The 18,269-nt window shown below is 37.5% G+C and carries 19 protein-coding genes; 11 read left to right on the top strand and 8 right to left on the bottom strand.

Translation table 11 applies throughout. The annotated features are described in order from the left end of the window. The first annotated feature begins 179 nt into the window (after window positions 1–179). From IEX65_RS27520 to IEX65_RS27490, 7 genes are all read left to right on the top strand, one after another. Entirely contained in the window at window positions 180–596 is a 417-nt protein-coding gene (locus IEX65_RS27520; protein ID WP_188771553.1) for a QcrA and Rieske domain-containing protein, read from the top strand. A 66-nt stretch (window positions 597–662) separates the two neighbouring features. Beyond that, the gene (locus IEX65_RS27515) at window positions 663–1,610 is read left to right on the top strand and encodes a DUF5777 family beta-barrel protein (protein WP_188771552.1); all 948 of its coding nucleotides are present in this window, start codon (window positions 663–665) and stop codon (window positions 1,608–1,610) included. 109 nt (window positions 1,611–1,719) lie between these two features. Then, complete coding sequence (locus IEX65_RS27510) at window positions 1,720–2,268, top strand: YceI family protein (RefSeq protein ID WP_188771550.1); 549 nt, start codon at window positions 1,720–1,722, stop codon at window positions 2,266–2,268. Between the two features lie 73 nt (window positions 2,269–2,341). Continuing rightward, entirely contained in the window at window positions 2,342–3,082 is a 741-nt protein-coding gene (locus IEX65_RS27505) for a hypothetical protein (protein WP_188771547.1), read from the top strand. Between the two features lie 114 nt (window positions 3,083–3,196). Next, window positions 3,197–3,718, top strand: coding sequence for a DUF4890 domain-containing protein (locus IEX65_RS27500; protein ID WP_188771544.1), 522 nt, complete (start codon window positions 3,197–3,199; stop codon window positions 3,716–3,718). A 69-nt stretch (window positions 3,719–3,787) separates the two neighbouring features. After that, complete coding sequence (locus IEX65_RS27495; RefSeq protein ID WP_188771542.1) at window positions 3,788–4,480, top strand: VIT1/CCC1 transporter family protein; 693 nt, start codon at window positions 3,788–3,790, stop codon at window positions 4,478–4,480. Window positions 4,481–4,529: 49 nt separating this feature from the next. After that, complete coding sequence (locus IEX65_RS27490; RefSeq protein WP_229250940.1) at window positions 4,530–5,261, top strand: hypothetical protein; 732 nt, start codon at window positions 4,530–4,532, stop codon at window positions 5,259–5,261. Window positions 5,262–5,853: 592 nt separating this feature from the next. Here the strand turns inward: IEX65_RS27490 and IEX65_RS27485 are convergent. Genes IEX65_RS27485 through IEX65_RS27475 form a run of 3 tightly spaced genes read right to left on the bottom strand, consistent with a single transcriptional unit; the run spans window position 5,854 to window position 8,881 of the window. Beyond that, window positions 5,854–6,828: a phosphatase domain-containing protein gene (locus IEX65_RS27485; RefSeq protein ID WP_229250938.1), complete on the bottom strand. Its 975-nt coding sequence runs from the start codon at window positions 6,826–6,828 to the stop codon at window positions 5,854–5,856. Next, window positions 6,825–7,856 carry a DNA polymerase beta superfamily protein gene (locus IEX65_RS27480; RefSeq protein ID WP_188771539.1) on the bottom strand — a complete coding sequence of 344 codons (1,032 nt, stop codon included), beginning with the start codon at window positions 7,854–7,856 and terminating at the stop codon, window positions 6,825–6,827. Before IEX65_RS27480 ends, IEX65_RS27485 begins: the two co-directional genes overlap by 4 nt. Beyond that, window positions 7,853–8,881, bottom strand: a complete 1,029-nt coding sequence (locus IEX65_RS27475) for a T4 RnlA family RNA ligase (protein ID WP_188771537.1) — start codon at window positions 8,879–8,881, stop codon at window positions 7,853–7,855. The genes IEX65_RS27480 and IEX65_RS27475 overlap by 4 nt, the downstream gene beginning before the upstream one ends. Window positions 8,882–9,105: 224 nt before the next feature. Between IEX65_RS27475 and IEX65_RS27470 the strand changes: the two genes are divergently transcribed. Beyond that, window positions 9,106–10,155 (top strand): helix-turn-helix transcriptional regulator, encoded by a 1,050-nt coding sequence (locus IEX65_RS27470; protein WP_229250936.1) that lies wholly within the window; start codon window positions 9,106–9,108, stop codon window positions 10,153–10,155. A 31-nt stretch (window positions 10,156–10,186) separates the two neighbouring features. On the opposite strand, the gene IEX65_RS27465 is transcribed toward IEX65_RS27470, so the two are convergent. The 4 genes from IEX65_RS27465 to radA form a co-directional block, all read right to left on the bottom strand. Further along, on the bottom strand, window positions 10,187–10,609 hold the full coding sequence (locus IEX65_RS27465) for a PIN domain-containing protein (RefSeq protein WP_188771536.1): 423 nt from the start codon (window positions 10,607–10,609) through the stop codon (window positions 10,187–10,189). Next, window positions 10,606–10,836: a hypothetical protein gene (locus IEX65_RS27460; RefSeq protein WP_188771534.1), complete on the bottom strand. Its 231-nt coding sequence runs from the start codon at window positions 10,834–10,836 to the stop codon at window positions 10,606–10,608. Before IEX65_RS27460 ends, IEX65_RS27465 begins: the two co-directional genes overlap by 4 nt. 67 nt (window positions 10,837–10,903) lie before the next feature. Continuing rightward, window positions 10,904–11,806: an aldose 1-epimerase family protein gene (locus tag IEX65_RS27455; protein ID WP_188771532.1), complete on the bottom strand. Its 903-nt coding sequence runs from the start codon at window positions 11,804–11,806 to the stop codon at window positions 10,904–10,906. Window positions 11,807–11,893: 87 nt separating this feature from the next. Next, the gene (radA, locus tag IEX65_RS27450) at window positions 11,894–13,273 is read right to left on the bottom strand and encodes a DNA repair protein RadA (protein WP_188771530.1); all 1,380 of its coding nucleotides are present in this window, start codon (window positions 13,271–13,273) and stop codon (window positions 11,894–11,896) included. A gap of 255 nt (window positions 13,274–13,528) precedes the next feature. On the opposite strand from radA, the gene IEX65_RS27445 reads away from it, so the two are divergent. The 3 genes from IEX65_RS27445 to IEX65_RS27435 all read left to right on the top strand — a co-directional run bounded on the left by IEX65_RS27445 (window position 13,529) and on the right by IEX65_RS27435 (window position 15,725). After that, window positions 13,529–14,137 carry a porin family protein gene (locus IEX65_RS27445; protein WP_188771528.1) on the top strand — a complete coding sequence of 203 codons (609 nt, stop codon included), beginning with the start codon at window positions 13,529–13,531 and terminating at the stop codon, window positions 14,135–14,137. 106 nt (window positions 14,138–14,243) lie between these two features. Continuing rightward, window positions 14,244–15,146 (top strand): DUF6454 family protein, encoded by a 903-nt coding sequence (locus IEX65_RS27440; RefSeq protein WP_188771526.1) that lies wholly within the window; start codon window positions 14,244–14,246, stop codon window positions 15,144–15,146. A gap of 75 nt (window positions 15,147–15,221) precedes the next feature. Then, window positions 15,222–15,725, top strand: a complete 504-nt coding sequence (locus IEX65_RS27435) for a hypothetical protein (protein WP_188771524.1) — start codon at window positions 15,222–15,224, stop codon at window positions 15,723–15,725. A 111-nt stretch (window positions 15,726–15,836) separates the two neighbouring features. Here the strand turns inward: IEX65_RS27435 and IEX65_RS27430 are convergent. Continuing rightward, window positions 15,837–18,269, bottom strand: a 2,433-nt coding sequence (locus tag IEX65_RS27430) for a beta strand repeat-containing protein (RefSeq protein WP_374757865.1), incomplete at its 5' end; no start/stop codon positions are given.

Raw genomic sequence — 18,269 nt, 5'->3', positions numbered from 1 at the left:
CGTTTAATTACGTAGAAGCTAATGAAAGTATGAATATTACAACTTTTGAAAAATATTATGTAATACTTTCTCTCAAAGAAATATTCAATTTTGCTTATGATATGAATTCAACAAATCTGCTAAAGTGCTTTTTATATTTTCAATAATACCCACTTAATCAAATAAATAATCAAAACACAATGCTTACACAAGAATCAATTACAAGAAAAGACTTTCTAAGAAGTATGGGTTTAGGCGGTTCTGCACTATTGGCCGTTCTTGCATCATGCAAAAACGCAAGTGATGTCGTAATTCCAGCAGGAGGAATCTCAGTAGATTTAGCAACTAAATTACTATCAGTTAATAGTTATGTTTACAGCAATGGCGTAATCATTGCCCGCATTGCATCGGGCAATACAGCAAGCTCTTTTGTGGCGGTAGCACAAGCATGTACTCACGAAGGTACAAGTGTGGTTTATCAAAGTAGTGGCAAATTTCATTGCCCAAATCACGGTGCAGAATTTAATACAAGTGGAGCTGTAACCCAAGGTCCAGCTACCAAAAGTCTTACAAAATATACAGTTGCAGTAAACGGAACTACACTCACGGTGTCTTAAATCCATTTCTGGGGGGAAGTTGCTTTTATTTAACTTCCCTTTCTATACAATTTCAATTATTCAATCATGAAAAATACATACCTCCTCTTTTTACTTTTTCTGAGTATTACTGCCATTGCACAAGACGACCCAATGGATATACTTGAAAAAAACACCAAACCCACTACGACATTTGCAACTGCTACATTCAAATCAACAAGAGTGATTAATGGGCAGTCGGTTGAAACAATAGCCAAGCGTCATTTAGATTTTCGTATTGCTCACCGTTTTGGAGCTTTAAATACGGGAGCTTATAATTACTTTGGTTTAGACCAAGCCACCATGCGTATGAGCTTTGAGTATGGTCTAACCGATGATTTGATGGTCGGAATTGGCCGAAGTACTACCCAGAAAACATTTGATTATTTTGGTAAATACAAATTACTTAAACAATCAAGTGGAGCCAGAACAATGCCCGTGAGCGTTACGCTATTTGCCAGCCTCGCCGCAGTTTCGTTGAGTTCAAATCCCGAAAACTCTTTTTCGTCACCAAGCTTTGCTAATAACATCGAACGTTGGACTTATTGCAGCCAAATCCTGATTGCTCGGAAAATCACTGATGGTTTTTCATTACAAATAAGCCCAACTTATTTGCACAGAAATAAGGTTTTCAGAATTAACTCAAGCGATGCCAGAGAAATACTTGAACCCAACGATATTTTTGCCATTGGTTTCGGAGGAAGATACAAACTCAATAAACGTACCTCTATCAATGCCGAGTATTTTTATCGACTACCATCATTCAACGACCAGTATGCACTCAACTCAAATTATCATAACTCGCTTTCGGTAGGTGTTGATATCGAAACGGGTGGACACGTTTTTCAGCTTCATTTTACCAATTCACTCGGTATGATTGAAAAACAATTTATTGCAGAAAATACCGAATCGTGGACTAATGGAGGCATCCACTGGGGCTTTAATCTTTCAAGAACATTTAGTTTTGATAAAAAGAAGAAAAAAGATAAATGGTGATTATCAGAAAGCGAACTGATTACCAATAGCTTAACTAAACTTTACAATATAACCTATAATTTATAATTGTAGTAGTCGTTTTTTACTCACATTCTTAAACCACGAACAAATGAAAAATATCATAAAAACACTCATCATCAGCTTATTTTTTGCAGCCAGTGCCAATGCTCAAAACTATATCTGCCGTGAGGGAGAAACAAGTTTTTTCTCAGAAACTCCGCTCGAAAACATAGCTGCACTCAACAAAACGGTTACTTCTGTTCTGAATGCTGCAACTAATGAAATCGCCGTCAAAATGGTTATGACCGATTTTAAGTTTAAAAACCATTTGATGGAAGAACATTTCAATGAAAACTACATGGAATCAACAAAGTTTCCGAATGGTATTTTCAAAGGAAAAATCAACGAAGCTATTGATTGGAAAAAAGATGGTACATACGATGTAACCGCCAAAGGTACGCTAATCATGCACGGAGTTTCAAAAGAACGTACCTTAAAAGGCAAAGTAACCATTGAAGGCGTAAAAATCACTTTATTATCTGATTTCAACGTGCCATTAGTTGACCATAAAATTGAAGTTCCGACGCTCGTGGTTGCTAAAATTGCAGAAAACATTGCCGTTAAAAACAAATTTGTATTTACAGCAATGAAAAAATAATTGTATAAAATCAAGTACAAAAGAATTGATTGCAGAGTCAATTCTTTTTTTGAATTAAAATCTTCCTCAAAAAATGAAAACACTAATTTATATAATTGCTTGTTTGAGTATCATCGTTTCCTGTACCTATCATAAAGCAACATTGATTTCGCCCTCAAACTCTAATACAACCGAAACGCCCTTAAATACTGACCCAACAGGAGCAGCTACCGAAACAACACCACCTTCGCAACTTGCTTGTGCCACAACTGCCAGTACAAGTACCGCAATTTGCTTTGATTCACAGGTTTTACCAATCATCTATTCAAATTGTGCAGAAAGTGGTTGTCATGATTCTAAAACAAGAGCCGAAGGTTATGACCTTAGCACTTACAATGGAATTATGAAAGGCGTAAATGCGGGAAATTCGAGTAGAAGTAAAATTTACAGCGAAATGTCGAGCGGGAAAATGCCTGAATCTCCAAGAAAAATGGCAAGTAGCCAAATTGCTATCATCAAACAGTGGATTGACGAAGGTGCAAAAAACACAACCTGCGGTGCAAGCATAGTAGATGCAGCCACACCAACATTTACCAAAACAATCAAGCCAATTATTGATACATATTGCGTTGGGTGCCACCAAACAAAAGCCGCTCAAGGAAGTGTAATCCTGGACAGCTATGCTTTCGTCAAAAATTATGTTGACAATCAAAAGCTATGGCATGTAATTAATTATCACGTCGGATATGTCGGAATGCCTCAAAACCAAAAATTAGGAGCTTGTCAAATTGAGGCTATCAAAAAATGGATTAATGCAGGTGCTGCTAACAATTAATTTATCAGTTTTTTATATCAAAATAAGATATAAGGTTTGCTAATTCATTTTAATCTTATTTAAAATTATTACTTTTGAAAAGTTTTACTGAAAATCTATTTCAAATAAATAATTATGAAGCAAAATCAAGGCATATTTAGAACATCAACTTTGTTCGTGTGTTGTCTGATATTTACGATTTCTACTTCTTACGCCCAATACTATGGAGGTGGCTATGGCGGATACGGAGGTGGTTATGGTGGCTATGGCCGAGGCTATAACAGTGCCTTCAACAACCCAAGTTTCGATAACGGAAAACCAAAGCCTCCACCAGACCCCGACGAAGTAGCGAAAGAAGAAACTCGTATAATGGTCAAGAAATTGAAACTGAACGAAGAGCAAGAAATCATCATTTCCTCGCTCAACGAAGACTATGCTTACCAACGCAAAGATTTATACGAATTAATCAAAAAAGAGTTTGGGAGCAGTCAGCCAACCCCTGCTCAAATAGATAATGCCAAAGAAAAAATGGCAGCTTTAGAAGCAAAAAAAGACAAAGAACTTGAAAAGATTCTTACGCCTGAGCAATTTAAAACTTATCAGGAAATGAAAGAAAAGAATCAAAAAGCTGGTAAAGGGAATAAAAAAGGTCAATAATTTTATTCTTACCAAAACTCTAAATATCTCACTAAAAGCCTTATTTTTGTTTAAAAATAAGGCTTTTTCATGCACGACCATCACCAAGAAGAACATCTCGGAAGTTCAGAATTTATAACCGACATCGTTATCGGAATGTCCGATGGCCTTACCGTACCTTTTGCATTAGCGGCTGGGTTAAGTGGGGCTGTTTCAACCAACGATATTGTCGTAACGGCTGGTATTGCCGAAATTGTAGCTGGCTCAATAGCAATGGGCTTAGGCGGTTATTTGGCTGGGCGAACCGAAATCGAACACTATGATTCGGAACTAAAACGTGAATACGATGAGGTAGAAAGAGTACCCGAACGAGAAAAACAAGAAGTAAAAGAAGTCTTTGCCGAATATGGTCTTAGTCCGCATCTACAAGATGAAATCGCCGAAGAACTTTCTAAAAACAAAGAAAAGTGGGTGAATTTTATGATGAAGTTTGAGTTAGGACTCGAAAAGCCAGACCCAAATCGAGCCACCAAAAGTGCCATTACAATCGGAGTTGCTTATATTATTGGTGGGTTAATTCCACTTTCTCCTTATTTTTTTACCAGTAATCCAATCAGTGGTTTACAGTATTCTTGTATTGCTACGCTCGTGTGTCTTTTCGTGTTTGGTTATTTCAAAAGTAAAGTTACAGGTCAGCCACCTGTCTTTGGAGCTTTTAAAGTAACTGCCATTGGGGCAGTTGCAGCCGCAGCTGCATTCTTCGTGGCAAAATTGCTCGAATAAAATATATAGACTAATAAAAGCGTTTATAGAATTGTTTTATAAGCCATTTGTGATAAATATCCTTTTCTACATTAAAGCACCCAATAAAAGCCAAATCTTCGTCTTTTGGCTTTTATTGGGTGTATTTGGAAATGCCAAAGCTCAAATCGTTGACACTGTGTTTGTTAGCTATCCTGATAGCCTAAAGCCACGCCTAAGCTACGCCATCAACTGGGACGCTCGAAGTTCGATTATTAAAGAAAAAAGAGTAAATATTTGGGGCGTAAATACAGGTATTATCATTGGCCGCAAGCGAAATCAGATTACAGTTGGCTACTATTGGCTCAATTTCAATTCATATTTACGTTTGCTCGATTTACGAAAGTCAGCAGCCAAAAGGGTGAATCTGGATTATTACACCAAAACCGACCTCTATTTTTTTAGTTTAATGTACTGGAAAAATTTTGTCAATAATAAAAGATGGCGAGTAAGTATGCCCGTTGAAGTAGGCATTGGAGCTACCAAGAACGAAAACGTTGGCTTATTGAATGAAATACAAATTTGGAAACGTAAAGACTACTTCATGCCTATACAAGCGGGAGTCTATGTAGGCTGGAAAGCAACCCGCTGGGGAGGCTTGTCAGTGCAAGGTGGGTATCGGTATGCTCTACACAAAAAAAACTTTCCTGACTCATATAACGGTCTATATTATAGTGTTGGAGCCAACGTACAACTCGCACTTTTGACCGATATTTATAAGTGGGTTTTCAGAAATAAAAAGCCAGCGAATATTATAAATTAAAGAAAGATTAAAATCAAGAAAAATTAAGACGAATAGTTTTAGGAAAGATTATTAAAATCCTTATTTTTGTTGCATAAACATCAAGAATCAAAAATACTTGAAAGTCAAAAGATTGAGTTTTTTTGCATCCGTTTAATCAAAAAAATATTTTTAGGCTTTCATACAATAAAATTTATTTTTTTTTGTTGCTTTTACTCAAGATTCTTTATATGTTTGTCACATCGAAATTAAAAAAAACAAAAAAATACTTGTATCAACATATATTTTTGTTTTATCTTTGAACCATAATTAAGAACGCAAATATTTTCGCACTTTAGTGCAACTTTTTGCAAAGAAATTTCGTCATATATTTAGAAATAAAATATTAAAGATAAAAGTTGTGTGGATTTAGTAGCGGGAAAGGCTGGAGTTATTTACTCCAGTCCTTTTTTTTTATACCCCTACCAAAAAATAAATCGTTTTGGATGCAACCGATTGCCGAAAAACGGAGTCTTATATATAGAAATTCAATATAGCATTATATAGTTTTTTCATAAAAGTTGTGTGGATTCAATTAAAAAAAGGCTGGTCAATTTGAACCAGTCTTTTTTATTTAAAAATCGCCATAATTGACTTGTAAACAGGGTAAACCCAATTCTAAACGCCACAAATCGACTACTTGGTTTCGGTCATCAAGTACGAATTTTACAAAATACTGACCTTTTACGTGAGCTTCAAATAATTCTTTTTTCACAACCGAATCTTTTCGGGCATCGCCAGTAGCTCGCATAAAAAGTGCATCGTAAGGAATTCGATTATAAGACAGCCAATTGGTAGTTGGGCGGCGAGCGGCTTCATCTCGGCCTGACATCAAGATAATTTTTACGCCCATTGCTGCATAATTTTTTAAGATTTCGGCAATTGGTTCGTTCAATAAATCGGTTTCGCAACGCACAGAATCAAACGGGCTTCGGTTATGGATAATTGCCAAAGTTCCATCAAGGTCGCATAAAATTGCAGGCGGCAAAGTATCGTCTTGCGGCTGATAATGCGGCCCTCGCTTGCTTAAATCTATCTCTTTTTTGGTCGAATTTGTTGGCAATTTTTCTTTGGCAATATGGTCGTTATACATTCGCATAATTACGTCTCGACCCACCTTTTTTTCACGCACTTCATCACGAGCCAGACATTCTTCGAGCGAGGTTTCCATTGTCTTTAGCTCAACTTTTATCTCCTCCCCTGTTTCTTTTTTATAGCGTCCGATTACCTGTTGGATACGCTCAACTGGTCGGTCAGATAGATTGGTATCGTCAATCACTACGTGCTTACCTTCTTTCAAAGCTTCAATGAGCATCATGTCTCGTACTCGCTCAACAAATTTTTCGTTGGCAGTAGTATGGTGCGAATTATCAAGCATTGCACGCAACTCATCTTTGTTGAGTCGTTTCCACGCTCCTTTGTTTTCGTCGATTAGGTTTCGTGCATAAGTAGATTTTCCGCTGGCTGGTAAGCCTCTTAATATTAATATTGTTTTCATATACCCCCAACCGAATCGTCGGCCCGTCCCCAAAGGGGAGTTTTTTTTCATTTTATACTTTTTCTTACTTCCAAAAGTAATGCGTTTACAAAATCGGTATCAACTTCGTTTGGTAAATCGCATTCTTCAAAAAGTTTTGTTAATTCAGTTATTTCTTCTTCGGCTGTTTGCATAAATTCGGCCAGATTGATTTCTCCACGTCTGATTTTCAATAAATCTTGGGCATTTTTACGTCTTACATTGATTGTCTTTTCAGTAGCAATTTCTTTTGCCATATCAAGCAATCTTCGGCAGTGAAGCAAGTTTTTGCCGTCAATTTGTTGCTGATGATGTTGAATATCAACATACCGCTGTACATTCCGATTCTTCAACCAGGTCTCGTATTCGACATAATCTTTGCAATGAGACGAATACCCTTCCTTATTGAAATTCATAATACAAAGTGGCTTTTCATCTTTCGGAATCGAACTTAGTTTTACTTCATTCCCTTTTTCCGAAACAATACCACGATAGCCTAAATCACCACTAAAATCATAGTACAAAGCATAACAATCTTTGAAATGATTAAGGGCTACCAAGCCACACTTTGCTTCATTGAGCTTGTTTTTATCCAAATAATGCAACAGCGTTGTAGTTTTTCCATCTTCATAAACGTAACAAAAATCAAATGGCGTTTTTCTAACTACTTTGTCGTGTTCCCAGTTGAGTTTTTTATCTAAACCTTTGGCTTTTTTAATTTGAGCCACTGCATAACCGCCGAACGAATGCAAACATTTCTTGGTTAAGAAACGATGTTTATTTTCAATAATCAACTCAAAAGCAGGGTGTTTTTCTATCACACAATCATCGGGCATGTATAACAACTCCAGCATCGTAGGATTGGCCGATTGCAATAATTGCAAAAAACGACGCACTTCATAATAACATTCATCTTTTGAAACTTCGATTTGCTCTTTGTAATTGAAACCAATCAAATCATCCACCGATTGAGCGTAAACTCCTTTGAAATCTACATCGGAGTTTTGTGTGTTTGTGCCATAGGCTTGACTACCAACTATGGCTTTGTACATTATTTTCATATTTCAATTTTATTGGCAAACGGCTTCTCAAATTTTGGTCGAATTATTTTCCAAATGATTTGGTCATAAGGTCGATTTTCCATCATTTTAAACAAAATTGCTGGATATTTGCAAGTTTGATAATAAAGAGCCGTTTCTTTTTTGGTTGCTAAAATCTTAAATTCTGATTTGGCTTCGGCTTCTACTTGGGCAAAATCATTCAATAATTTTGCGTGAGTTTGCTTTACCCAATCATAAAATTCGTCGGGTACTCGCTCCAAAATTGGTAATAATTCTTGTCCTTCTTTTAGATATTCCCAAATATTTACCGTTGAAACCCTCGTAATAATATGGTGAATACGCACATACTCTGCAAATTTCACTTTCAGACGATACCCGCTCTTAAATTTTACTACAAAACCTTCACGATTATCTTCTTCCAAAGCCTTTAATTGTTGCAAATCATTCAAACCATCGTAACGTTTGGCAGTTTCAAAAAAATAATATGGGATATCTTCCATCAAAAATTCTTTGCCTGTTTTTGTATCAATAATGGCCAAAAGCACCAATTTTAGTGCATCGCCATAATCAATTACAATTCGGTTTTCTGGGTAAATGATTTCAAACAAATAGGTTTTGGTTGGGTCTAAATGTTCGATTGCATCGGCATATTTTGTGTGCAATAACTCAGTGGCAACGATTGCCTGCTCACTCGTAAACGAACCACGAGTGGCAATAGCGGGTTTTCCATCAGCCCAATACAGAATACCGAGCGAGCCATCCATTTTTTCGTAAACTTCAAAAGGTTCATCTGGTAAAACCAAGTTTTCTGATTCTTCTAAATTAAAAAACTTTTGAAACGGACGAGCCACAACTTCATACAAACCATTCATTATCAAGCCTCTACAAGCCAGCGTCCATTCGTTCCAAAGTCTGTCATATTGAGCTTTGGGCGAATAATTATAGATATACAAATCAGCCGTTGGGTGCTTTTGTACATTGATATAATCATCGGCGATGAGTTGTTTTAGGTCTTGGATATTCATTTTGTTTTTGATTTGATGCTACAAAGTAAAAACACTATTACGCAGTCTATTTGCGTAGGTAAAAAATATTTTTTATTTTTATGTATAACAGTTCATTGCCGTCTGCTTTAGCTGACGGATATAAAAAGCTAAAAATAATGTTGACTTTAGTCTAAACAGTGAAATTGGGGCTGAAGCCTACATTGTTTTGATTATCTGTTATCCGTCAGCTAAAGCAGACGGCAATGAATAATGTTTATTTTCAAAATCAATTTCTAAAAATGCCCGCCAATCGCAACGCCCTTATTCGCTATAAAGTTATTGATAGCTGTCTGCAAAGACGCAACCGTAAATGGACGCTCGAAGATTTAATCGAGCAGGTTTCTGAGGCTCTTTATGAATACGAAGGTATGGATAAAGGCATTAGTAAACGCACAATTCAGGCCGATATTCAGATGATGCGAAGCGATAAATTGGGTTACTTCGCCCCTATCGTAGTGCTTGATAAAAAATTTTATACTTACGAAGACCCCAATTATAGCATCACAAATATCCCAATTTCGGATGCTGATTTGGGCAGAATGAACGAGGCTGTTGAACTTTTGAAACAGTTTAAGGGCTTTTCGCATTTTCAGCAACTCAATGAAGTGGTGCAGAAACTCGAAGACCACGTTTACTCAGTGGCAAATAAGAAACGGTCAATCATTGATTTTGAGAAAAATGATAATCTACGTGGACTTTCGCACCTTGATTTGCTTTATAATTCGGTAATTCATCAGAAAGCCGTGCAGATGACTTACCAATCATTCAAAGCTCGGGCAGCAAGTGTGTTCTATTTCCACGTTTGGTGGCTGAAAGAGTTTAAAAATAGATGGTTTGCGGTTGGTGTTCGAAACGGACAAAAAACCGTAACTCATTTGGCACTCGACCGTATTTTGGAATTAAGTATTGAAGAAAAAATAACTTACCGAGAAAACACCGACCTCGACCCCGAACTGTATTACAAAGATACCGTTGGCGTGACAGTTTCAGAAAATATGCGAGCCGAAAAAGTGCAAATTTGGGTCAATCTCGAACACGCTCCGTATGTCGAAACCAAGCCTTTGCATCATTCACAAATTGTGTTGGAAAGGCAGACTGATGGCATCGTCATTCAGATTCAAGTACAGTTGAATTTTGAATTGGAGAAAGAAATACTTGGTTTTGGTGAAGGAATGGAGGTGTTAGCACCCGAAAAGCTAAAAAAAAGGATTTTTTCTCGCATGAGTAAAGGTTTGCAGAATTATGAATTGTAGCACAATTTTCGTACCGAAGTACAGCTATATCTTAAGCATTTCTCAAGAAATCATCAAACATTTGAATACTACGAAAGCCCTTTTTTCTTAAACCATCGTGTAAAACTTGGTCACGAGTCAGTAAAGTAATATCTAATTGCATTGATAAAGCCACATAAGCTACATCTTTTATATCAACATCGCTGACTAAGGCGATAGCTTTTTGTTTCACATTTTCATCAATCACATAATTGGGTAGAAAGTGTACGTTGGAAAACACAAAATAAGAAAAGTGCTTGAAAGAATCATTGTCTAACTTTGCTTTCTGTAAAATAACTTTTTGGTATTTATCAATTTCTATAAAAGCAAAATCACTACTTAAAAAAACGTATTCTTTCAATAAATTTCGATAAACTGCTTTTCCACTTATAAGAATTGACATCAAAACATTGGCATCAACTATGTAAGTTTTCATTGTGCTTCTGTATCAAAGTTATGCTTATAGGTGTCCCATGCAAGGTTGCGTGCTACTTGCCAGCTTGGGTCGTTGCTTAACTGCAAACCATCTAATTCTTCGGCGGCTTCTTGAAGGTCAATCTTTCTTTTGAGTTCTTTCAACCATTCTCCGATTTTTGTTTCGATTTGCTGCCTACCTAATGTTTCAACAATCGAATCATCAATTTTGAGCGTTATTTGTGTCATAATTTCTCAACTTATTAGTTAAAAGTAAACAACTATTCTCAGAAAAACAAATCATAATTATAAACTATCAACTCAATTTCACCGCCCAAGCACGCTCAAAGACATCGCCTACAGGTAGAATATTAATACCTTCTTTTTCAGTTAATTCTTGTGAATGTCTAACCGAATCGGCAATACCGCACCACGGTTCGATGCAAACAAAATCGGCATCTTTAGCTGCCCAAATACCAAGAAATGGAAATCCTGCGAAATCAAAGCGAAGCAAATGGTCACTTTTATCAGATTTCAGCGTCACTGTCGAAGAGTTTAATTGCTTGAAAACCAGTGCATCTTGATGGAATAACTCTTTGGTCAAAGGTAAAAGTTTAGTTTCGATTTCGACTAACTCATCATCAACTAAGGTTTGCTCGAAAATGGCTTCGGGTTCGTCCAGAATCAATCCTTGAGAACTTAACGGCCAACGTTTCAGGTTCTCTTCTTCTTCAAATTCCAAATAATAATCTTGGTAACTTAGACCTTCTTCGAGTGGAACTGCAAATGCTGGATGTCCACCTACCGAAAAATACATATCTTTTTCACCCAAATTAGTTACGTGATAAGTTACGCTTAGTAAATTAGCGTAGAGTTCATAAACCAAGCGAAATTCAAACTCAAATGGATAAACTTTGAGCGTGTCTTCATTAGAGCGAAGTAGGAAACTTATGCCGTCGTCCCAGTGGTCTTCTATTTCAAAAAACATATCACGGGCAAAACCATGACGTGACAAATTGTAGGTTTTTCCTTCAAAGGTATAAGAGTTATCTTTTAAACCTCCCACTATCGGAAACAGTACGGGCGAAGATTTACCCCAAAATGCAGGGTCAGCTCCCCACATATATTCCAAATCGTGGTCTTTGTGGTAAAGACTCACTAATTCTGCTCCTTTTGGGTTGATTCCTACTTCTAAATATTCGTTTTCTATGTAATACATTACTAATGAAAAATGTAAAATGTAAAATTGAAAATGAACGAATACTCATTCTACATTATCAATTTTACATTTTCAATTATTAATTTTCTATCCAAATAATTCACTAAACACTTCTTCAAGCTTGCTGGCTGCAAAAATATCAATTTTGTATTGTTTGGTATCTAAGCCTTTAAGATTATACTTTGAAATAAAGATTTTCTTGAAACCCAACTTTTCAGCCTCCGAAATGCGATTTTCGATGCGATTGACCGCACGAACTTCGCCACCCAGACCAACTTCGGCCGCAAAACAGCATGAACTCGGCACGCTGATGTCTTCGTAAGATGAAACGATTGATACACAAATCGCTAAATCAATGGCTGGGTCTTCTACTTTCAAACCTCCAGCAATATTCAAAAAAACATCTTGTGTTCCAAGTCTGAAACCGCCTCTTTTTTCGAGAACTGCTAATAACATTTGCGTTCTTCGACTATCAAAACCATTGCTGGTTCGTTGGGGTGTTCCGTAGGTTGCAATACTCACAAGCGACTGAATTTCAATCAAAAGTGGACGATTACCTTCGAGCATGGCCGCAATAGTGATACCACTCAAATCTTCTTCTCGCTGCGAAATCAAGATTTCGGATGGATTGCTTACTTGACGCAGGCCTGTACCTTGCATTTCGTAAATACCGAGTTCGGAAGTGCTACCGAAACGATTTTTGGTTGTACGCAAGATTCGGTAAGTCATGTGACGGTCACCTTCAAACTGCAAAACGGTATCCACCATGTGTTCGAGGACTTTCGGCCCAGCCAAACCTCCATCTTTCGTGATATGCCCAATCATAATTACGGGAGTATCAGATTCTTTTGAGAACTTCATCAATTCAGCCGTACATTCTTTCACCTGCGAAACACTTCCTGCACCTGACTCAATGAGTGGTGAATTTAAGGTCTGAATCGAGTCGATAATGACAATATCAGGTTCAGTGAGTTCTATTTGGCGAAAAATATTATCAGTCGAAGTTTCATTCAAAATATAGCACTTGTCATTCACGTATTGCATTCGCTCGGCACGCATTTTAATCTGCTGCTCGCTTTCTTCACCTGACACATACAAAATCGTGTAATCTTTTAGGCTCAAAGCTATCTGCAACATGAGAGTAGATTTACCAATACCAGGTTCGCCACCTATCAAAACCAATGAACCAGGCACGATTCCACCGCCCAAAACTCGATTGAGTTCGTCATCTTCGGTCACGATTCTGTACCGCTCTTGGGTCGTGATTTCGGTGAGCGTTTTGGGTTTATTGGCACTTTTTACACCACCCGACGAGGTAAATTTCCAATTGCCTTTTTCGGGTTCTTCTTTGGTCAATACTTCTTCTACCATTGTGTTCCATTCTCCACAAGAAGTACAGCGACCGAGGTATTTTGGTGAACTAAATCCACAACTTTGGCAGAAATATGCCGTTTTAATTTTTGCCATTTATTTATTTTTCAAATAAGCAATTTTGAAATCGGATGGCCGATGCCATTGCTCTACAAATTTGTTAATCTTTCGTTAATAAAATACGAATTTGCGAATAATCTACGTTATTTCCTCAAAACCGTCTGATATAAAGTTCTTGCTCGAACGTGGCACGATTTTTTACCTATTCAATTTAAAAACAATATTCTTGATTCATTTATGAATGTATCTCTATTTTTTTCTACGTTTACTACTCATTTAACAAAAACTAACATGAAAAAAATCTCGGTTTTTACTCTTTTCTTATTATTTGGCCTGTTTACTAATACTTTCGCTCAAAAAGGATTTCAATTGGGCATCAAAGGTGGTGTTACATTCAACCAAGTTTATACTGATGCTGGTTCGCTTGGTAAAAATATTTCTCAAAGTTACGATACAAAAACTGGATATGTAGCAGGTATTTGGACTCGTTTTGGAGATAGAGTATTTCTTCAACCCGAGCTTTTGTTAGCACAGAAAGGCGGCACGATTGATATTCAGAATGTAGGAAAAGTTAAGTTTTCGTACAGTAATCTTGATGTACCAGTTTTGGTTGGATTTAAGGTTTTAAAGATTTTTAGGGTAAATGCTGGCCCAGTGGCTACATTTAAACTTTCGGAAGACCAAAAACTAAAAGATGCTTTGAAAGACCTTACTTCAAACGATGATGCCATCAAAAATGCTTCATTTGGGTATCAGTTAGGTGTTGGCGTAAAAATCTTGGGTATTAATCTTGATTTGAGAAAAGTTGGAAGTTTGTCAGAGATTTCGGCATTGAACATGAGCAATAACCAATTTAAAGATAAAGGCTGGCAGTTTACGATTGGCTTCAAAATTATTTAATAGTTGAGTACCTTTTTTTGAGTGCGAAGAGTCCCTCCATTTGGGGGGATTTTTCTGTTTTAAAGATGGTTGGTTTTCGATACATTTGCTTCAAAAATCTTTTCTCATGAAAAAACACATTGGATTATTGCTTTTAATATGTTCGATATTCCACGCCCATGCTCAAGAAAGTTTACTTGAAACAAAAATAAAACAGCTCACTCCCAATACTGTTTGGACACAAGAAAAAGCTTTATCACTTAAATTTCCTACGTTTCACCCACAAGGAATGGTAAAAATTAGTGATTTCTTTTTCATGAGTTCGGTGGAAGTGATAAAATCGCCTAAAAATGGAGATACTGGCGAGGGAATCGGCCACTTTTTCAAGTTTGATTCCACTGGAACGCTTATTTCTAAAATTACTTTGGGAGAAGGAAGTATTTATCACCCTGGTGGAATTGATTTTGATGGAAAATACATTTGGATTCCTGTGGCCGAGTATCGTCCCAATAGTAAATCAATTATTTATAAAGTCGATGCTCAAACGCTTCAAATTGAGGAAGTGATGAGATTTAATGAACATATCGGAGCGATTGTCCACGATACTGAAAGCAATAAATTATTGGGTGCAAGTTGGGGGTCGAGGAATTTTTACGAATGGCAATTAAATGCCAAAGGAAAAGTTATGACGAATGCTTCTCCAGAACAGTTACGCATCAAAAATCCTTCATTTTATATTGATTATCAGGACTGTCATTATTTAGGTAAACATAAAATGCTTTGTTCGGGGTTTCAGAAATATAGTCAACCAAATGGCAATGTGGTTCGTTTAGGAGGATTTGAAATTGTGAATTTGGTAGATAAACGCCCTGTTTTTCAAGTACCGATAAAACTGTGGTCGCCCAGCGGCTTGGCAATGACTAATAATCCTTTTTGGGTAGAAACAACGAAAGGTGGGCTAAAAGCCTATTTTGTACCCGACGATGATTCGGCTTCTACATTATTTATCTACGAAACCGAATTAAAGTAGATTTTGGATTTTTCTTAAAAAAACATTTACATTTGCCAAAATCAATCGCATCACTCTGTCAAATCAAGGTCAACAATGACATTACGAGAACTCTTTCAGCACATAGGCGAAAACCCCAATTTCATACTTTTTTACTTTCTAATCATTCCAATTGCCGCAATTATTGCGGGAGTTTTGGGCAAAGGAGAAGGACATCTTTCACCGTGGAAATATTTGTATTCTGCACTCATTTATTTGGTGAGTGTACCAGGAATTTTTGCGGTAGCCTTAAATGCCTATTTCTTTTTATTTCAGAGAGGTGATGTCATGCAAACCGATGTGTATTTACAGATTTTACCAATTATCGTGATGGTCTTAACGATTTTTGTGATTCGCAGAAATGTTGATTTATCGCTCGTACCGGGTTTTGATAAAATTTCTGGACTATGGTTTATGCTTTTCGCCACCATGTTTTTGATGTGGTTGCTCGAAAAAATTCATATTGTAGTTTTCTCATATCTACCTTTTCAGTATTTACTCGGTATTTTCGCTATTCTTTTTGCTTTGATTTATTTGGGTTGGCGGAAGTTTGTACGGTAAATCTTCGGAAAAGAGCAATAAAAAGACGAAAGGCCTGTCAACTAACAGGCCTTTCGTCTTTTATGTTAATCAGTATGTTTTAAAACATGACTTATCATAACTTGTTTGAAATCAATTACTACAACCTCTGATTTCAGCTTTAAAGGTACTTCCACTCGTAACAACAAACCCAGGTTTTAACTCAATTGCTTTCCCTGCTTGATAGGTGACGCTGGCAGGAGCAAGAACTTTGTTTGTAGCAACAATCCGTTGCGAAGCTTGTTCAGTAACAGTTCCCGATAAGTCAGTTTCAAGATTTTTGGTTGAACCAATAATCGAAATTGCACTCATATTTGGGTTACTTGCCAAGATTTGATTCGATGAAGCTACTCTAATTCGGTAATTATTTCCACCGACAACTACTTGTGGAATCTGACAAGTAATAGTGCCAATCGATGACGTCACGCCTATAACTGTTGGATTAATGAAACGCCCATTTACATCCGATAACTCAATTTGGAAATTGTTATTCGTATCAAATGTTCCTGTGGTTGCAAAGGTTACATCAATACTACTACCAGCACAGAGTGTATTATTGGTGATTGTAGGAGTTGAAATCGTAGCCAAATTACCGACGATGGTAAAAGTTGTCACAACTGGCCCGTAAACAATACCTCCGCCTCGGTTATCCTGTGCATAGCCAGTGATAGTTAAAGTATAAGTTCCAGGAGTAAAGTTTCTTCCAAATACATCAGCTCCAAAATTATCGAAAAGAGCATTTGGTTGAACATTCTGCAAAATTGTCCAGTTGAGTTCAGGGCCCACAATGGTCATATCCATACTTTCAATAGTGATATTTGGACAAATCGGAACAGCTAAAATAGAAACTTGGTCAGGAATCTGTTGGATTGTACTTCCATTCGTCAACGAAAACAAAGGTTGATACGGATTCGTAGCCTTAACGTATTGTAAATCAACAATTTGAGTACATGGGTCAACACCTGATACAATAACATTCGTTGTGGCTGTGGCAGTACAAATACCACTCGTAACTGTGACAGTGTAAATACCACTATTAGCCGAAAGTGCAGATGCAATTATTGGATTTTGTGAACTACTTGTGAAATTATTTGGCCCATACCAAACATAACTACTGCCACCACTTGCATTAAGAGCGATTGCTTGCCCTATTAAATAAGGGCCAGTATTTGATGCCAAAACCTCCAAATCGTTCGTAAAACTCACAAACGTTGTTGCTGTGGCTGTACAACCATTAGTACCAGTCACAGTCACCGAGTAAGTACCCTGAGCAGTAAAATTCACACTTTGACTCGTTGAACCATTTGACCATGAGTACGTTCCACCACCTGTGGCTGTTCGGCTGACCGATGTCGTTGTACAAGTTAAATTTGTTGTGCCTGTAATTCCTGCATTTGGCACACTGTTATCAAGTGTGACATTGGTGGTAGCTGTGGCCGTACAGCCATTGCTATTCGTCACCGTTACGGTGTAAATACCTGAACTTGTGATAGTTACTGTCGCATTTGTTCCCAGTCCATTTGACCATGAATACGTGCCTCCGCCTGTGGCTGTTCGGCTGACCGATGTTCTTGTGCAACTTAGATTTTCTGTGCCTGTAATACCTGCATTTGGAACACTATTATCAAGCGTCACATTTGTCGTAGCGGTTGCAATACAGCCATTACTATTTGTCACCGTTACGGTGTAAATGCCTGAAATTGTGATACTTACACTCGCATTCGTTCCCAAACCATTTGACCATGAATAGCTTCCACCACCTGTGGCTGTTCGGCTGACCGATGTCGTTGTACAAGTTAAATTTGTCGTACCTGTAATTCCTGCACTTGGCACACTGTTATCAAGGGTGACATTGGTCGTTGCAGTGGCAGTACAGCCATTGCTATTTGTCACCGTTACGGTGTAAATGCCTGAAATTGTGATACTTACACTCGCATTCGTTCCCAAGCCATTTGACCATGAATATGTTCCACCACCTGTGGCTGTTCGGCTGACCGATGTTGTTGTACAAGTTAAATTTGTCGTGCCTGAGATGCCTGCATTTGGTACGCTGTTATCAAGCGTGACATTGGTCGTTGCGGTTGCTGTACAGCCATTGCTATTTGTTACCGTTACGGTATAAATGCCTGAACTTGTGATACTTACCGTCGCATTTGTTCCCAAACCATTTGACCATGAATAACTTCCACCACCTGTGGCTGTTCGGCTTACTGATGTCGTTGTACAACTTAGATTCGTTGTGCCAGTAATACCTGCATTTGGGACACTGTTATTAAGTGTAACATTGGTGGTAGCGGTTGCCGTACAGCCATTGCTATTCGTTACAGTTACGGTATAAATACCTGAAATTGTGATACTTACAGTGGCACTTGTTCCCAAACCATTTGACCATGAATAACTTCCACCGCCTGTGGCTGTTCGGCTGACTGAGGTCGTTGTACAAGTTAAATTTGTTGTGCCTGTAATTCCTGCACTTGGCACACTGTTATCAAGGGTGACATTGGTCGTTGCAGTGGCAGTACAGCC

Origin of the sequence: Emticicia aquatilis (assembly GCF_014644295.1) — a bacterium.
In the GTDB taxonomy this organism is placed as follows: domain Bacteria; phylum Bacteroidota; class Bacteroidia; order Cytophagales; family Spirosomataceae; genus Emticicia; species Emticicia aquatilis.
Note: the sequence above shows the minus strand (reverse complement) of the source record. Positions and strands in the feature narration are given on the sequence as shown.